We start from the raw sequence: 13,677 nt of genomic DNA, 5'->3' as shown, positions 1-13,677 counted from the left end.
GGCGATCCCTGGGGCGATCCGGGGGCGGACACCGCGTAGTGATCAAATTTGCACGCGGGCAAAATCAAAGGGGAAAAAGGTGGGCTATTTTGTCGCCGAAGCGGTGCCTGCCGGCGCCGGCCCTTCGCGGACATGGATGCCCACGGCGGCGAAATAGAGCACGGCGCCAACCAGCATAAACCGAAGCTGCCAGCGATATCGCGAGCCGGTTTGTCTCTGTGCCTCGGCTTGCCGGCGCAGCAACTTCTCGTGCATGGTCGGATGATATTGTCTCGACCGCAGCCGAGCTCCGACCGCCATGAAGGTTTGGACGGCGTGCGAATATAGCGTGCCGACGTAGAAGCTCACGGCGAACGCAACGACGCTGACGCCAGCGGTTACGAGGCTCGCGATGGAGTGCCAACCCGCCGCCTCATGAAGGGCGAACGCGATAGCGGAGGCGGTCACGCCCTGCAGGAACGTCGCGTTACGGAGCGACTCCTTGTTGCCTTCCTCAGCGTACGTAGTCCCCATCGTGTCTCCCCCTTTTGCCCGACGCCTGCCTGCCCGAGGAGAAGCTGCTTGGCTAGAGGTGGCAGCCGGCCGAACAGTGGTCGGAAACGGAAAGACCCGGCGCTGAAGCTGCTGGCGGGGACGGATCGCGCCGATCGCGAGCTCGAGATGCCCGACCAGGTCGCCATCGGGAAGATGGTGCCGCCCATGCACCTAGGCGACCTCGAACAGCTCACCTTCGGCTCGATCGCCGAGATCCTCGAGCAGCAGGGGCGGGCCAGCCCGCACTTTGCCGAGCACGTCGCGCTGCTTGCGGTACGGCTGTCGCAGATCCAGCGGCTGAAGGCCGTGCTGGAGATGGAAGGCGACACCTTCACCTCGGAGACCGTGAAGAGCGCGGGGAAGGTCGCCGTGGTCACGAAGATGGTTCGAGCTCGGCCGGAGGTAGCGATGCTGTCGGACGCCATGCGTCAGGCGCAATCGCTGCTCGCCGAGCTTTTGCTAAACCCCTCGGCCGCCCTACGCCTCGCCTCCGGCGATAAGCCGCAGGCGGGCGAGTTCGACGACTTCTGATGCAGTGGAAGCGCGCCCGTATGCACTGATCGCGAAGCAATATGCACGCGACGTTACCTCGGGCGAGATCCCGGCCGGCAAGTCGATCCGGCTGCAGTGCCAACGCTTCCTGGACGAACTGTCTGTCCAAGATCGGGACGCGTTCCCCCATCGCTTCGACGAGGAGAAGGCGAGCCGCGTCTGCCGGTTCATCGAGCGCCTCCCGCACTCCAAGGGCAAATGGGCCCGCAAGAAGGAGACGCTCAAGCTCGAGCCGTGGCAGATCTGGATCCTCGCCTGTACCTTCGGGTGGCTGCGGAAGAAGGATGGCCTCCGGCGCTTTCGCGTCCTGTTCGTCGTCGTGCCGCGCAAGAACGGCAAATCGGCGCTGTCGGCGGGCATCGGCCTCTACATGCTCTGCGCCGATGGCGAGTTCGGCGCCGAGGTCTATTCGGGTGCCACCAACGAGAAACAGGCATGGGAGGTGTTCAAGCCCGCCCAGCTGATGGCCAAGCGGACCCCGGCCCTGTGCCGGCGGTTCGGGATCGAGGTCAACGCCAAGTCGCTCGTCTGCGTCGAGGATAACAGCAAGTTCGAGACGATCGTCGGTGACCCCGGCGACGGACAGAGCCCCAGCTGCTCAATCCACGACGAATACCATGAGCACGCCGACGACGGTCAGGTCGACACGATGCAGACCGGCATGGGCGCCCGCCAGCAGCCCCTGCAGGTGCTGATCACCACCGCCGGCGACAATCTGGCTGGCCCTTGCTATTCCTCCATCCAGGAGCAGCGGAAGCGGCTGGAAGGCATCGGCGTGCTGGACGAGGCGCGCGAAGCCCTCGCCGCGGCCGGGCTGGGGCACAATGGCGGCCCGCCGCTCGACGACGAGACCTTCTTCGTCGAGTATTCGATCGACGAGGGCGACGACTGGAAGGCGGAGACCTCGCTCCGCAAGGCTAACCCGAACTTCGGCGTTTCGATCGAGCCCGACTTCCTGAAGGCGCGGCAGCGCGACGCGATCGCCACGCCCCGCAAGGCCGGTGTCTTCAAGACGAAGCACCTCAACCTCTGGGTTTCCACGAAGGCCGCGTTCTTCGACGTGGAGGCCTGGCGGCGCTGCCGCGATCCCGGAATGCCGATGCTGGCGCGCGATGCGCTGGCGCTGCCCGAGCTCGCCGGCCGACGCTGCAAGATCGGCCTCGACCTCGCGTCGAAGATCGACATTGCCGCGCTCGAATATCTCATTCTGCCGATCGGCGAGAAGGCGACCGCGGAAGATCCGTATATCCGCATCGGCCGGTACTTCGTGCCTTCAACCCGGGTGCAGGATGTCGATGCCTACAAGGCCTGGGACGCGCAGGGCCTGCTCGACGTCACCGATGGCGACATCATCGACTATGACGAGATCCAGACCGCGATCTCGGAGGCGGTGAGCCTCTTCCAGGTCGAGCACGTCGCCTACGATCCCCACCAGGCCACGATGCTGGTGACGACGCTGACGAAGCTGGGCGTCCCGGTGCTCGAATACAGGCCGATGGTGCTGAATTTCAGCGAGCCCATGAAGGAGCTCGACGCGCTGACCAAGTCGGGCCGGATTCGCCACGGCGGCTGTCCCGTCATGGAATGGCAGATCTCGAACGTAGTCAGCCAGGTCGACGCGAAGGACAACGTCTACCCGCGCAAGCCCGATGGGCAGCCGCACCTGAAGATCGACAATCCGGTCGCGCTGATCAGCGCGCTGGGCGTCGCCATGTCGAAGGAGGAGGAAGAAGTGCCGACTTCGCCTTGGGATGATCCCAATTTCAGCATGAGCGGTGCCGCCTGATGGGCATGCTCGCTCGCATGCTCGGCCGGGAGGAGCGCGCCGCGCCCAATCCGCTCGAGAACCCCACGATCCCGATCAGCGCCAGCTACGACGAGTTCATGCAGTTCTTCGGGCAGATGGACCCGAGCCGCGTGCAGCTGCCCCCGGTCACCATCGAATCCGCCCTGAAGGTGCCGGCGGTGCTGGCTGCGGTCGGCTTCCTGTCCCGCACGCTCGCGGCGCTGCCGCTCCATGCCTATCGCAAGGGGGAGAACGGCGACGCCGCCCGCGTCGACGGCGAGCTGCAGATGCTGCTCAACGAGGCGCCCAATGCGGAATGGTCCAGTTTCGGCTGGCGGCGCTACATTTGGGAGCAGGTCTTCACGGGCGGCCGTGGTCTGACATGGATCGAGCGCCGCGGCATTGCACCCGTCGCGCTCTGGCCGATGGATCCGGACGAGACGACGGTACTCCGCCGCAATGGCCGGCGTTTCTATCGCGTCGGGCAGAACGAGTATCCGGCGTCCGACGTCATCGACGTGACGTTCATGCTCCGACGGAACCAGGTCTCGCATCGCGGCCCGATCGTGGAAGGAAAAGACGCGATCGGCCTCGCAATTGCGATGCAGAATTTCGCGGCGCAGTTTTTCGGCTCCGGCGGGTTGCCGCCGCTGTCGCTCGAGGGGCCCCTTCCGCAGGGGCCTGACGGCTTTAAGCGGGCAATGAAAGACATCTGGCGGGCGGTGGATCAGGCGCGCAAGGCGGGACAGCCCTTCTTCGGGCTCCCGCCCGGGCACAAGCTTGCGCCGGTCGGCATCGAGCCCGCCAAGGGCCAGATGGTCGAAGCACGGCTGTTCCAGATCCAGGAGATCGCCCGGATCTGGAACCTTCCGCCGGTCTTCCTGCAGGATCTCAGCAAGGGCACGTTCTCCAATACCGAGCAGCAGGATCTGCAGCTGGTGAAGCACGTCATCGGCCAGTGGTCGAAGGCGTTCGAGGATGAGCTCAACCTCAAGCTGTTCGGCCAGCGCCGACGTTCCCGATATGTCGAGCATAGCCTCGACGGCCTACAGCGCGGCGATTTCAAGAGCCGGATCGAGGGCCTGGCCCGCGCGATCCAGACCGGCCAGCTGATGCCCGACGAGGCCCGCGCGCTCGAGAACCGCCCGCCGGATCCGTCCGGTGCCGGCGCCAAGCTCTACATCCAGGGCGCGACCGTGCCGCTGGGCACCACCACGGCAACGATCGGCCACAACGGCGGCCCGCCGATCAACGACAATGGAGATCCAGCCGATGACGACGCCGGCGACCAGCAAGACGCGTGACGGGCGCGAGACGCGCGCGTTTAGCAGCGCGATCGAGGTCCGCGCCGTGACCGCGGAGCAGCAGACCCGAACCGCGGCCGGCTATGCGGCGCTGTTCAACACCAAAACCGATATCGGAGGCTATTGGACCGAGACGATCGCACCCGGCGCCTTCACCAAGTCGCTCCAGGAACGCGACGTCGTCGCGCTGCACAGCCACGATCGCGGCCGCGTCGTCGGCCGCCTCGGCGCAGGCACGCTCACCCTGCGCGAGGATGCGACCGGGCTGGCGTTCGAGAATCCGCTGCCCGACACCACCGATGGCCGCGATCTCTCTGTTCAGATCGATCGCGGCGATATTCCGGGCATGTCCTTCGGTTTCGCCGCCCGCAAGGAACAGTGGGACGAGACGGTCGACCCGCCGCACCGCACGATCCTCGAGGCGGCGTTGTTCGAGATCACCTACACCTCGTCGCCGGCGTATCCGGACACGACGGTCGGCCTCCGCTCGCTCGAGCATGCCCGTGCCGAGCGACGCGACCACAACCGTGCAGCCGCCGCCGCCCGCATCGCCGAGCGACGAGCCCGCCAGGCCCAGGCCGAGCGCGGCCTTCGATAACATTTCCCGGCTGAGCCGGAGGTGGCTGGCAGCAAGTGCGCCCGCCCTCAATCGCCCGCCCCCGGCGGGCTTTTTCATGCCCAGGAGCACCCAATGCCCACTTTGACGGAACTGCATGATCAGCGCGGCCAGCTGGTGACCGAAGCCCGCTCGGCGCTGGACGAAATCACCGCGAACACCGACGACAGCCGCGCGACCGAGCTCGAGCAGCGCCATGACGCGATCATGGCCAAGCTCGACAAGCTCGACAAGACGATCGCTCGCGAGGCGCGCCAGGCCGAGATCGAAAAGCAGGAAGAGGAGCGCCGTTACCGCCAGCGCCCGCACGGCGACGATGTCGAGACCCGTGGCAGCGATGGCGAGCCCGCCGGCAGCAGCGCGCGCGAGAAGGCCCAGGCCGAATATCGCGCCGCCTTCGACGCGTTCTGCCGCGCCGGCTGCGATCCGACCGCGCTTGAGCCGGAGCAGCGCGCGCTGCTGCGCCGCGGCTACGACGCGGAAATCCGCACCCAGATCGCCGGAACCGCCGCAGCCGGCGGTTACACCGTGCCGCGCGAGCTGGCGGACGAGATCGTCCGTGTCATGAAGGACTGGGGTCCGATGTATGACGAGGATATCTGCCGCGTCATCACCACCAGCTCCGGCAACGAGTTCGACGTCCCGACCAACGACGATACCGCCGGTTCGGCCAGCGCGCTCGGGGAAGGCGCCGACCTGACGGACGACGGCAGCGGCGACGCTGTGTTCGGGCAGGCCCGCCTCGACGCGTTCGTCGATGCCACGCCCTGGGTGAAGCTCAGCTTCGAGCTGATGCAGGACTCGCTGTTCGACCTGGAGGAGTTCCTCGCTGATGCGCTGGGCCAGCGGCTTGGCCGCAAGGCAAACGCTCGCCTGACCACGGGCACCGGCAACAGCCAGCCGAACGGCATCGTTACCGCCTCCGGGCTTGGCAAGACCGCGGCCTCCGCTCTGGCGATCGCCGGCGACGAGCTGATCGATCTCCAGCATTCGGTCAACGCGGCGTATCGCCGCTCGCCGAAGTGCCGCTGGATGTTCGCCGACAGCACGCTCGCCACGGTTCGCAAGCTGAAGGACGGGCAGGGCAACTATCTCTGGGCGATGGGCGACATCCGCGTCGGCGCGCCGGCGATGCTGCTGGACAAGCCCTATTCGGTGAATGACGACGTGCCGCCGATCGCTACCGGTAACCGCGCCATCCTGTTCGGCGACTTCAGCCGCTACTGGGTCCGTAAGGTGGGCAACCCCCTGATCGGCACCGTGCGCGAGCGCTTCTGGCCGAAGGTCGGGCTTGCCGGCCTGATCCGCTACGACGGCGAGCTCGTCGACCCGAGCGCGGTCAAGCACCTGAAGCTGGCCTGATCCGGAACGGGGCGGGCTCCGGCTCGCCCCGTTTTCGTCCAACCCGGGAGAACGAGCATGGCCACTCGCGCCAAATCCGCCGCGGCTGCGATCGCGGACGACACCACCGATACACCCGCCGAAGAGACTGCGCCGCCGGCATCGGATGCGCCTGCCGATGGCAGCGGCGCATCCCAGGAACAGGAGAACGCCACCGATCCGCGCCCACTTGCCGATCGGCTGGCGGAGCTCGGCCTCGAGGAGGACGCCGACGGGCAGGTCGGCCTGACGATGCTGACCAGCATGGAAGGCCCGACGATCGGCCTGGCTCGCAACGATCCGCACCGTTGCGATCCGGAAGAGGGGATCCGCCTCGTTCTCGCGCGCTTCGCGAAGCCCGCCTGATGTTCAGCGCGCCGACCCTTCTCGTCGCGCCGGCGGCCGAGCCGATCACGCTTGACCAGGCCCGCGAATACCTGCGCGCCGATGGCAATGCGCTGGACGAGGAAATCGGCATGCTGCTCGTCGCCGCCCGCAGCGAGGTGGAGCAGGCGACCGGCCAGCGCCTGGTGGCACAGACCGTCCAGGTGCTGGCCGACAGCTTCGCGGATCTCGCGCATTTCGACGTTGGCCCCGTTAACCAGGTCCTCGCTATCCGGTACCAGGATCGCGCCGGCGCCGAGCAGCTGCTCGATCCCTCGGCCTATGAACTGTTCGGCGCCGGCATCGACCGCGGCGTGCGGCCCGCGGCCGGCAACGTCTGGCCGCAGCCGCGCGACGCCGACCAGGTGATCGCCGTCGACCTGGCAGTCGGCTACGCCGATGCTGCGTCGGTACCGCAAAACCTCCGCTTCGCCGTGTTCGCCGTGCTGCGCGCCCGCTTCGAAAGCCGCGATCCGTTGATCGAGGCCTTGATCGTGAACGAGCGGATCAACCCGTGAAGCCGCTCCGATCGGAGGATCTCCGGCACAAGCTCGAGATCCGCCGCCCGACCGAGGCTCCCAACGATGACGGCGGGTACGACACCAGCTGGACGACGATCGCCACGCCCTGGGCGGAAGTCCTCGGGCTCGACGGCCGGGAATCGGTGATGGACCAGGCCCTGCAGGGCATCTCTACCTACCGGATCCGCATCCGCTGGCGCGGGGGCATCGAGCCCGCCGACCAGGTGCGCGGCTATGCCGGCCGCGAGCTCAACATCACCTCGGCCGTGGATCCGGATGGCAAGCGCGAGCAGCTCGTCATCCTGGCCACCACCGAGAGCGCGCGGGCAGAACCATGATCTGGGAGAAGCTGCAGGGCGTCGACGCGATCCAGCAAATGATGGATCAGGTGAGCAGCGCAGCCCGAGATGAACTAGCCGTAGAGTTAGGGATCATCAGTCGCGACTTGCTCGCATGGCAGCGCTCAGCAGCTCCGAAGGACACCGGTGAACTGGCTGGGTTCCTTTCGATCTGGGTGATGGTCGACGAGCTGCGCGCCCGGGTTGGTTTTATCAGCGCAAAGGGCGCGCGCGGCCAGGGCAACAAGACCAAGGTCTTTTACGGCCGCTTCGTTCAGTACGGGCGCAAGGCGCAAACCGTTCTTGTTACGCGGCACCTCAAGCGCAAGGTCCGTGGAAATGGCCGATACGGAACGACGAAACGCGTCATCTATGACGGCAAGCCATACCCCCTGCGCGTGAAAGCGATGGCACCGCGCAACTTCATTTTCGCACCGAATGCCGACGCGATTGTCGCGCAGCGGGTCGCGGACTTTTGGTCCAACACCTTCCAAAGGGCAGGTGTCTGATGACATTCGATCCAATTGGTACGGTCCAGGTGGCCGCGCTCGGCGCGCTGCGCGCTGGGATGCTCGCGGAGCATGGCCTGGTCACCCAGCATGTGAAGCAGGGGACTCTCCCGCCGTTCACCCTCGTCGGCGATGTCGACTTCGAGCGGGAGCGTGACGACCTGTTCCTGGTCACCTTTGAGGTGATCAGCGTCTATCGCGGCCCAGGCCGCGCGCCGCTGCTCAGCATCATGAACGCCGCTCGCACCGCAGTGCTCGAGCAGCCGTTCACGGCCGCCGGCGCCACCTTTGGGCGCCTGCAGTGCGTCGCCGGCAGCGCCAGCCAGGCAGGTCCGGACGGCGTCACCTATGCCGGTCTCCTCAAATTCGAAGTGTACGCAGAACCGGCCTGATCGCCGGGAACAGGAGTGAACATGGCCTACGAATATGCCAATGACTGGCGCATCCACATCGGCGACGGTGGGACGCCGACCGAAGACTTCGACGCGCTCGGCGGTGAAGGCGGCTTCGAAGTGAAGCGCAGCTCGGCCGAGATCGACTTCTCGACCAAGGACGACGGCGTCTACGGCGCCACCGGCTACGGCAAGCAGAAGATCACCATCTCGGTGAACGGCAACGTGAAGCTGCCCGACACCGCGCTCGAGCGCGTCTCCGACCAGTCCAAGGTCGCCCCGCCCGAGCTGAACATCAAGATCATGAAGGGCACGGTGGTAAAGTACCACGGGCGCATGGGCGTCGGTAACTTCTCGATGAACGCGGCGAAGGACGCGCCGGTCACCTATTCGTTCGACCTGTCGAACGTGGCCGCGCCAATCGTCGACGACCTGACGGCCACCTCGTGAGCGCGGCCGACGTCGCGCCGGCGGGGACCGGCAACGAGGAGCGCGGCGAGCACGAGCTCGTGCTGGGCGGCAAGACCTACGTGCTGCGCCCCAGTTTCGAGGCCATCGCCGCGGCGGAGAAGAAGGCAGGCTATGCTCTGACCGTTCTTGCCCGCATGGCGAACACCGGCGAGCTCTCGCTTCGCCAGGTGGGCGTGATTGCGGCCGAACTGATCCGCGCCGGGTCCGACAGCGACTTCGTCCGCAACGTCGATGACGAGCGGATCGCGCAGCTGGCCTACGAGGCCGGTATGCGGACCATCATGCCGCGGCTCGCACTGGTGCTGATCGACGCAGCGCTGGGAGGCCGCAAGGCATCGGGGGAAGCCAAGGCGGTAGCGGAGAGCTGAGCTTTCCCTACCGCAAGCTGATGGGCATCGCGCTCGATGCCTTTGGCTGGTCGGCCGACCAGTTCTGGCGTGCCACCAGCCATGAATTCTGGGCAATGATCGAAGCCCGCCAGGAAGCGAACAAACGCTGATCCTGGGGGGCTTCCTGCTTTCTGGAGGTGACGATGGCCCGATCGCCGTCACGCCGTGACCTGTACCTGCAGGTCGACGGCACGACCGATCCGCTGCGCACCGCGTTGAAGGCGGGCAAGTCGATCCTAGCCGAGTTCGGCACCTCGGCCGAGAACCAGCTTCAGCGGATCGAGGACGCATTCCAGAAGCTGGGCGGCAGCAATCCGGCGCAGGCCGCCAAGCAGCTCGAGCAGGCCTATACCCGGTCGTTCGACGCGATCCGCGAGCAGGCCGAGAAGGCGATCGCCACGCCGCTCACCAAGGCGGGCGCGATCAACATCGACGCCGGCGCAGCGCGCGAAGCGGCCACGGCTGCCACTTCGCAGGCTGCAGCGCTGCGCGAGATTGCGGTTGCGGCCGAACGAGCAGCGGCGGCCACGAGTGGCGACAGCGCGGCGGCGCGCGTCTATGCGCTCGCCGCCGCTGCTGCTGCTCAGGGTGCCGAGGAGCAAGCGGCCGCACTGCGGACGCAGGCCAGAGTTCTCGAGCAGGTACAGGGCGAGCTCAACGCCACCGGCGCTACGGCGGCAGTGACCGGCAAGCGGGTAACCCAGATGAGCGGGCAGGCCAAAGCGGGCCTGCAACAGCTGACCTTCAACCTGAACGACGTCGCGACGGGATTCGCTGCGGGCACGCCGCCACAGATCATCTTCGCTCAGCAGCTCGGGCAGGTGACGCAGGCTGTGCAGCTGATGACGTCGGAATCCACCGGACTGCTCCGTGTGCTCGGCAACCCGTGGGTCCAGGTCGCCGGGGCTGCTGCCGTCGCGCTCGTCCCCTTGGTCCTGAAGCTGGTGGAGAGCAACAACGAGCTTGAGAAGGCGACCAAGAAGCTCGGCGACGACGCTCGCCAGACCGACATCGCCCGGCAGGCTCACGAGGCATTTGCAAAGACACTCGACGGCCAGCTCGAGATACAGCGGAAGGTCAACGAGGAGCTGGAGCGTGGCCTGAAAAGCCAGCGCCAGTTGACGCAGCAGAGACTCCTCGATGCAGAGGCTCAGGAATCCAGCGGCAAAAGAGAGCTCGCGAGCGCACTGCTGAACCTCGATCGCGCGCAGAAATCGGCTGCTCGTCTTCGGACCGGCAACCAGGCAGGCCCAGGGGGAGGGGCCGCCGTCGCTTCCGCCATTGGCGCTGCTGATCAGCGTGTCAAAGCGGCCGAAGAGAGAGTTCGCAAAGCTCGCAAACTGATCGCGGGGGGGCAGGAGGGCGCTCGCGCCGCACGCGTATCGCTTGCTGTGGATGATGCGGCAGCGGAGAGCGATGCGCTGACCGGTATCAAGCGCAAGTACGACGACTTGCGCGACGCGGCGCGCGCTCGGGCACAGGCCAGCGACGAGTACGCTGCTAGCCTGAAGGGTCAGCTCGTCATATGGGATAAGGCCGAGAAGAAGGAGATCGAGGCCGAACAACGGCGGCAGGCGGCCGCTCGATCAAGCGCCAAGGACAACCGCGAATATGGTCGGACGTTGACATCGTCCGAAGCCGCGACGATCGCGCGGGACGCTGGGTTCAAGGTCAACAGCGCAGATCGGAGCACCACGCGCCAGCAGCAGCTCTATGACGACTGGGTGGCAGCGGGCCGACCATCCGACAATCCGGTTGCGAAGCCCGGTACTAGCGCACACGAGAAGGGCAAGGCTCTCGACATCCAGATTGAGCCCGGAGTCACTGTGAAGGCGATCCGCGAGGCCTTCGAGAAGGAAGGAGTCCGCCTCACCAAGATCTTCAAGGAGCGTGGCCACTATCACGTGGAATTCGCGACCGAGAAGAAGGCGGACCCTGCCAGGGTTGCAGACAAGGAAGCCAATCGCCGCGCCTCTTTCGGCACCGAGCTCGCGCAAGCCCAAGACCGGTACCTACGCGCGCAGCAGTCGCTGGCTGAAGGTACCGAGGACCAGGCCGACGTTGCATTTCAACAGCTCCGAGCGGAGACGGTCAACCGCGAGACAGCTTACCAGCGCCAGCTAGCCGCCGGAAAGCTCACCAACGCCGAATTTGATCAGCTCAGCGCGCTGAACCAGGGCGCTTACGAAGCAGAGAAGACCGCGATAGCGCGCGCCAAGCAGCAGCGGCTTCTGGATCAGCAGTTCGAGTTGGATCGCCAGGCGCTCCAGGACCGCCTGCAGACGCTCCGGGTCCAGGAGCAATTGGCAACCACGCTGTCGGAACGCCGCTCGATCGCGCAACGCATTCTCGAGCTCGAGCGCGAGGAGGCCCGGAAGGCTGCTCAGCGAAAGATCGACAGCAACGATCCGGCAACGCGCGCGCAGGGCAAGCGCGAAATCGACTCCATCAACGCCCGCAGTCCGATCGAGCAGGCGGCGCTCGACCGGCAGTATGCGAGCCCGCTGCAGCGGTACCGGCAGGAGCTGCTCGACACGACGGCGGATATGAACTCGGCGCTCGAGCAGGTCGCCGTCGAAGGTTTCGGCCGCCTCGAAGACGCGGAGGCCCGCCAGATCACAAAGCTTCTCGGCCTGAAAGGCGAGTTCGGCGACCTGGTCGGCTCCGTGCTTTCCGACTTCGCCCGCATCGGAATCAAGATGCTCGAGCTGCAGGCGATCGACTGGCTGGGTCTGGGCGGAAAGAAGGACTTCGCATCCGGGGTCGGCGGTGGAGACGTGCTCAACCTAGCTGGAGCGCTGGGCGCCAAAAAGGGCGGGGGGCTGATCAAGTCGATCGGTAAGATCTTCGGATTCGCCGATGGTGGGCAGGTCGACGCGGCCGGCAGGATAACCGGCCCTGGGTCGCCCACGTCGGACAGCATCCTCGCTTTGCTGAACGGGCAGGATCCGATTGCGCTCTCGACCGGCGAGTCGATCGTCAACGCAGCTGCGACCCGCCGGTATTGGCCGCTGATCGACGCGATGAACCGCGGCGTGCTGCCCGGGTTCGCCACTGGCGGCCTGGTCGCGCCGGCGGGCTATATCCCGCGGATCCCCGACATCAACGCCGTTGCGCCCCAGTCCCTTGCCCGGCCGATACCGGCGGGCGCCGTGCAGGTGGAGGCCCGGGTGCGCGTGGACGCCTCACCGCTGCTCGACGCGCGGATGGAAGAGGTTTCCGTCCGCACAATCGGTGCGGCGGCCGAACCGATCATGGCCGGCGCCGAGAAGCGGACGCTTCGCCGCGCCAACCGACCCGTCTTGCCGGGAGGCTATGGATGACACTCATCGCCATGCCGGCGCGTCCGATACCCGCAACCGTAACCTGGGCGCACGATCAGCCCTCCCAGTCGAACCGCTCCGAGTTCACCGGCAAGCGTCGCACCGTGATACTGCCCCAGGCTCCGCGCTGGGAGGCGAAGGTGACCCTGCCGGTCATCCAGGGCGAAGCCGCATTCCGCCCCTGGCGCGCCTTCCTCGCCCAGCTCCGGGGCACCGCGAACAGCTTTCGGCTGAGCGCTACCGAAGAAGATCAGATCAGCGGCGTGGCCGTCACCGTCGCTGCCGGCGGGCAGGCGGGCTCGTCGCTCATCACGATCGGGTGGGGCCCGCCTGGGCTGAAGCTGGTCAGCGGATGTCTGGTCACGGTGGGCGACCAGTTGCTCGAGCTCGTCGACGACGTCGTCGCCAACAGCAGCGGCAACGCAGTCCTGTCGTTCGCCGTGCCAATGCGGAGCTCGCCGGCCGCCGGCGCTCCGATCGAGGTGCGGCGGCCCTATGGCGTTATGTCGCTCAAGGACAGCAAGCCCGGCTGGACCGTGTCCCCTGGCCAGCTCTACCAGGTCGAGCTCGATTGCGAGGAGGCGTTCTGATGGCTGACAAGCCGGACAACGCTGCACAGGCTGCATTGGCGGCGAGCGTCCGTCGACCGGTGGACTTCGCCTTTCTCGACATTGCCGGCGCGCCGATGCGCGTGACGAACGCCCCCTACGACATCACCTTCACCGGGACCGGCGACGAGGATCTCGACGGCTTCACCTTCGAGGCCCTGGACCCCCGCTTCGTTTCCGTGGGCGACGTGAAGCTCAGCGAAAAGGGGGCGGACACCGTCACCCTGAAGCTGTCCGGCCTGGCCAGCATCGACGACGAGACCATGAACGAAATCGGCGATCGCCAGCGATGGCAGGGCAGAGACGCGCGCCTCTGGAAAGGCATGCTCGATCCTAAGACCCTGTCTCAACTCGGGGCAGTATGGTGCTATCACACCGGCGTGATGGCGGTGCCGCGCGTGCTCGGCAGCGCCGAATCGCAGGTCATCGAGCTCGACGTCGAAGGCTATCTCGCCTGGTTCACGCAGGCGTCGAACCGGACCTATCTCACCCAGAGCGATTTCGATCCCGGCGACCAGAGCGCCGCGCTCGCGATCGCGATCGCCAACGGCGCCGGCAAGAAGGCCTGAT

Annotated in this window: 17 protein-coding genes; 16 read left to right on the top strand and 1 reads right to left on the bottom strand. The window is 66.5% G+C overall.

Annotation, left to right across the window (positions count from 1 at the left end):
- Nucleotides 1–84: 84 nt before the first annotated feature.
- Nucleotides 85–513 carry a hypothetical protein gene (locus S2M10_RS16140; RefSeq protein ID WP_168846906.1) on the bottom strand — a complete coding sequence of 143 codons (429 nt, stop codon included), beginning with the start codon at nt 511–513 and terminating at the stop codon, nt 85–87.
- Nucleotides 514–660: 147 nt separating this feature from the next.
- On the opposite strand from S2M10_RS16140, the gene S2M10_RS22755 reads away from it, so the two are divergent.
- From S2M10_RS22755 to S2M10_RS16060, 16 genes are all read left to right on the top strand, one after another.
- Nucleotides 661–1,065, top strand: coding sequence for a P27 family phage terminase small subunit (locus tag S2M10_RS22755; RefSeq protein ID WP_247650854.1), 405 nt, complete (start codon nt 661–663; stop codon nt 1,063–1,065).
- A 4-nt stretch (nt 1,066–1,069) separates the two neighbouring features.
- Complete coding sequence (locus S2M10_RS16130; RefSeq protein WP_168846994.1) at nt 1,070–2,872, top strand: terminase TerL endonuclease subunit; 1,803 nt, start codon at nt 1,070–1,072, stop codon at nt 2,870–2,872.
- Nucleotides 2,872–4,176: a phage portal protein gene (locus tag S2M10_RS16125; RefSeq protein ID WP_168846993.1), complete on the top strand. Its 1,305-nt coding sequence runs from the start codon at nt 2,872–2,874 to the stop codon at nt 4,174–4,176. Before S2M10_RS16130 ends, S2M10_RS16125 begins: the two co-directional genes overlap by 1 nt.
- Nucleotides 4,145–4,774, top strand: coding sequence for an HK97 family phage prohead protease (locus S2M10_RS16120; protein ID WP_168846992.1), 630 nt, complete (start codon nt 4,145–4,147; stop codon nt 4,772–4,774). The genes S2M10_RS16125 and S2M10_RS16120 overlap by 32 nt, the downstream gene beginning before the upstream one ends.
- A gap of 93 nt (nt 4,775–4,867) precedes the next feature.
- Nucleotides 4,868–6,154 (top strand): phage major capsid protein, encoded by a 1,287-nt coding sequence (locus S2M10_RS16115; protein WP_168846991.1) that lies wholly within the window; start codon nt 4,868–4,870, stop codon nt 6,152–6,154.
- Between the two features lie 57 nt (nt 6,155–6,211).
- Nucleotides 6,212–6,538 carry a hypothetical protein gene (locus S2M10_RS16110; RefSeq protein WP_168846990.1) on the top strand — a complete coding sequence of 109 codons (327 nt, stop codon included), beginning with the start codon at nt 6,212–6,214 and terminating at the stop codon, nt 6,536–6,538.
- Complete coding sequence (locus tag S2M10_RS16105; RefSeq protein WP_168846989.1) at nt 6,538–7,074, top strand: hypothetical protein; 537 nt, start codon at nt 6,538–6,540, stop codon at nt 7,072–7,074. Before S2M10_RS16110 ends, S2M10_RS16105 begins: the two co-directional genes overlap by 1 nt.
- The gene (locus tag S2M10_RS16100; protein WP_168846988.1) at nt 7,071–7,415 is read left to right on the top strand and encodes a phage head closure protein; all 345 of its coding nucleotides are present in this window, start codon (nt 7,071–7,073) and stop codon (nt 7,413–7,415) included. Before S2M10_RS16105 ends, S2M10_RS16100 begins: the two co-directional genes overlap by 4 nt.
- The gene (locus S2M10_RS16095) at nt 7,412–7,924 is read left to right on the top strand and encodes a hypothetical protein (protein ID WP_168846987.1); all 513 of its coding nucleotides are present in this window, start codon (nt 7,412–7,414) and stop codon (nt 7,922–7,924) included. Before S2M10_RS16100 ends, S2M10_RS16095 begins: the two co-directional genes overlap by 4 nt.
- Nucleotides 7,924–8,316, top strand: coding sequence for a hypothetical protein (locus S2M10_RS16090; protein ID WP_168846986.1), 393 nt, complete (start codon nt 7,924–7,926; stop codon nt 8,314–8,316). The genes S2M10_RS16095 and S2M10_RS16090 overlap by 1 nt, the downstream gene beginning before the upstream one ends.
- A gap of 21 nt (nt 8,317–8,337) precedes the next feature.
- Nucleotides 8,338–8,766, top strand: a complete 429-nt coding sequence (locus S2M10_RS16085; protein ID WP_168846985.1) for a phage tail tube protein — start codon at nt 8,338–8,340, stop codon at nt 8,764–8,766.
- Complete coding sequence (locus S2M10_RS16080; protein ID WP_168846984.1) at nt 8,763–9,155, top strand: GTA-gp10 family protein; 393 nt, start codon at nt 8,763–8,765, stop codon at nt 9,153–9,155. Before S2M10_RS16085 ends, S2M10_RS16080 begins: the two co-directional genes overlap by 4 nt.
- On the top strand, nt 9,122–9,286 hold the full coding sequence (locus tag S2M10_RS16075) for a phage tail assembly chaperone (RefSeq protein WP_348770618.1): 165 nt from the start codon (nt 9,122–9,124) through the stop codon (nt 9,284–9,286). Before S2M10_RS16080 ends, S2M10_RS16075 begins: the two co-directional genes overlap by 34 nt.
- A gap of 33 nt (nt 9,287–9,319) precedes the next feature.
- Nucleotides 9,320–12,499: a D-alanyl-D-alanine carboxypeptidase family protein gene (locus tag S2M10_RS16070; protein ID WP_168846982.1), complete on the top strand. Its 3,180-nt coding sequence runs from the start codon at nt 9,320–9,322 to the stop codon at nt 12,497–12,499.
- Nucleotides 12,496–13,089: a hypothetical protein gene (locus S2M10_RS16065; RefSeq protein WP_168846981.1), complete on the top strand. Its 594-nt coding sequence runs from the start codon at nt 12,496–12,498 to the stop codon at nt 13,087–13,089. The genes S2M10_RS16070 and S2M10_RS16065 overlap by 4 nt, the downstream gene beginning before the upstream one ends.
- On the top strand, nt 13,089–13,676 hold the full coding sequence (locus S2M10_RS16060; protein WP_168846980.1) for a hypothetical protein: 588 nt from the start codon (nt 13,089–13,091) through the stop codon (nt 13,674–13,676). The genes S2M10_RS16065 and S2M10_RS16060 overlap by 1 nt, the downstream gene beginning before the upstream one ends.
- The last annotated feature ends 1 nt before the right edge of the window (nt 13,677 follow it).

The sequence above is a fragment of the Sphingomonas sp. S2M10 genome, assembly GCF_012650175.1.
GTDB lineage: Bacteria > Pseudomonadota > Alphaproteobacteria > Sphingomonadales > Sphingomonadaceae > Sphingomonas.
Note: the sequence above shows the minus strand (reverse complement) of the source record. Positions and strands in the feature narration are given on the sequence as shown.

What these genes read in the sequence shown, in the direction of transcription:
- S2M10_RS16140 (WP_168846906.1), bottom strand. Translation starts at nt 513, where the DNA reads ATGGGGACTACGTACGCTGAGGAAGGCAACAAGGAGTCGCTCCGTAAC.
- S2M10_RS16125 (WP_168846993.1), top strand. Translation starts at nt 2,872, where the DNA reads ATGGGCATGCTCGCTCGCATGCTCGGCCGGGAGGAGCGCGCCGCGCCC.
- S2M10_RS16120 (WP_168846992.1), top strand. Translation starts at nt 4,145, where the DNA reads ATGACGACGCCGGCGACCAGCAAGACGCGTGACGGGCGCGAGACGCGC.
- S2M10_RS16060 (WP_168846980.1), top strand. Translation starts at nt 13,089, where the DNA reads ATGGCTGACAAGCCGGACAACGCTGCACAGGCTGCATTGGCGGCGAGC.
- S2M10_RS16115 (WP_168846991.1), top strand. Translation starts at nt 4,868, where the DNA reads ATGCCCACTTTGACGGAACTGCATGATCAGCGCGGCCAGCTGGTGACC.
- S2M10_RS16105 (WP_168846989.1), top strand. Translation starts at nt 6,538, where the DNA reads ATGTTCAGCGCGCCGACCCTTCTCGTCGCGCCGGCGGCCGAGCCGATC.
- S2M10_RS16070 (WP_168846982.1), top strand. Translation starts at nt 9,320, where the DNA reads ATGGCCCGATCGCCGTCACGCCGTGACCTGTACCTGCAGGTCGACGGC.
- S2M10_RS16090 (WP_168846986.1), top strand. Translation starts at nt 7,924, where the DNA reads ATGACATTCGATCCAATTGGTACGGTCCAGGTGGCCGCGCTCGGCGCG.
- S2M10_RS16065 (WP_168846981.1), top strand. Translation starts at nt 12,496, where the DNA reads ATGACACTCATCGCCATGCCGGCGCGTCCGATACCCGCAACCGTAACC.
- S2M10_RS22755 (WP_247650854.1), top strand. Translation starts at nt 661, where the DNA reads ATGCCCGACCAGGTCGCCATCGGGAAGATGGTGCCGCCCATGCACCTA.
- S2M10_RS16095 (WP_168846987.1), top strand. Translation starts at nt 7,412, where the DNA reads ATGATCTGGGAGAAGCTGCAGGGCGTCGACGCGATCCAGCAAATGATG.
- S2M10_RS16110 (WP_168846990.1), top strand. Translation starts at nt 6,212, where the DNA reads ATGGCCACTCGCGCCAAATCCGCCGCGGCTGCGATCGCGGACGACACC.
- S2M10_RS16085 (WP_168846985.1), top strand. Translation starts at nt 8,338, where the DNA reads ATGGCCTACGAATATGCCAATGACTGGCGCATCCACATCGGCGACGGT.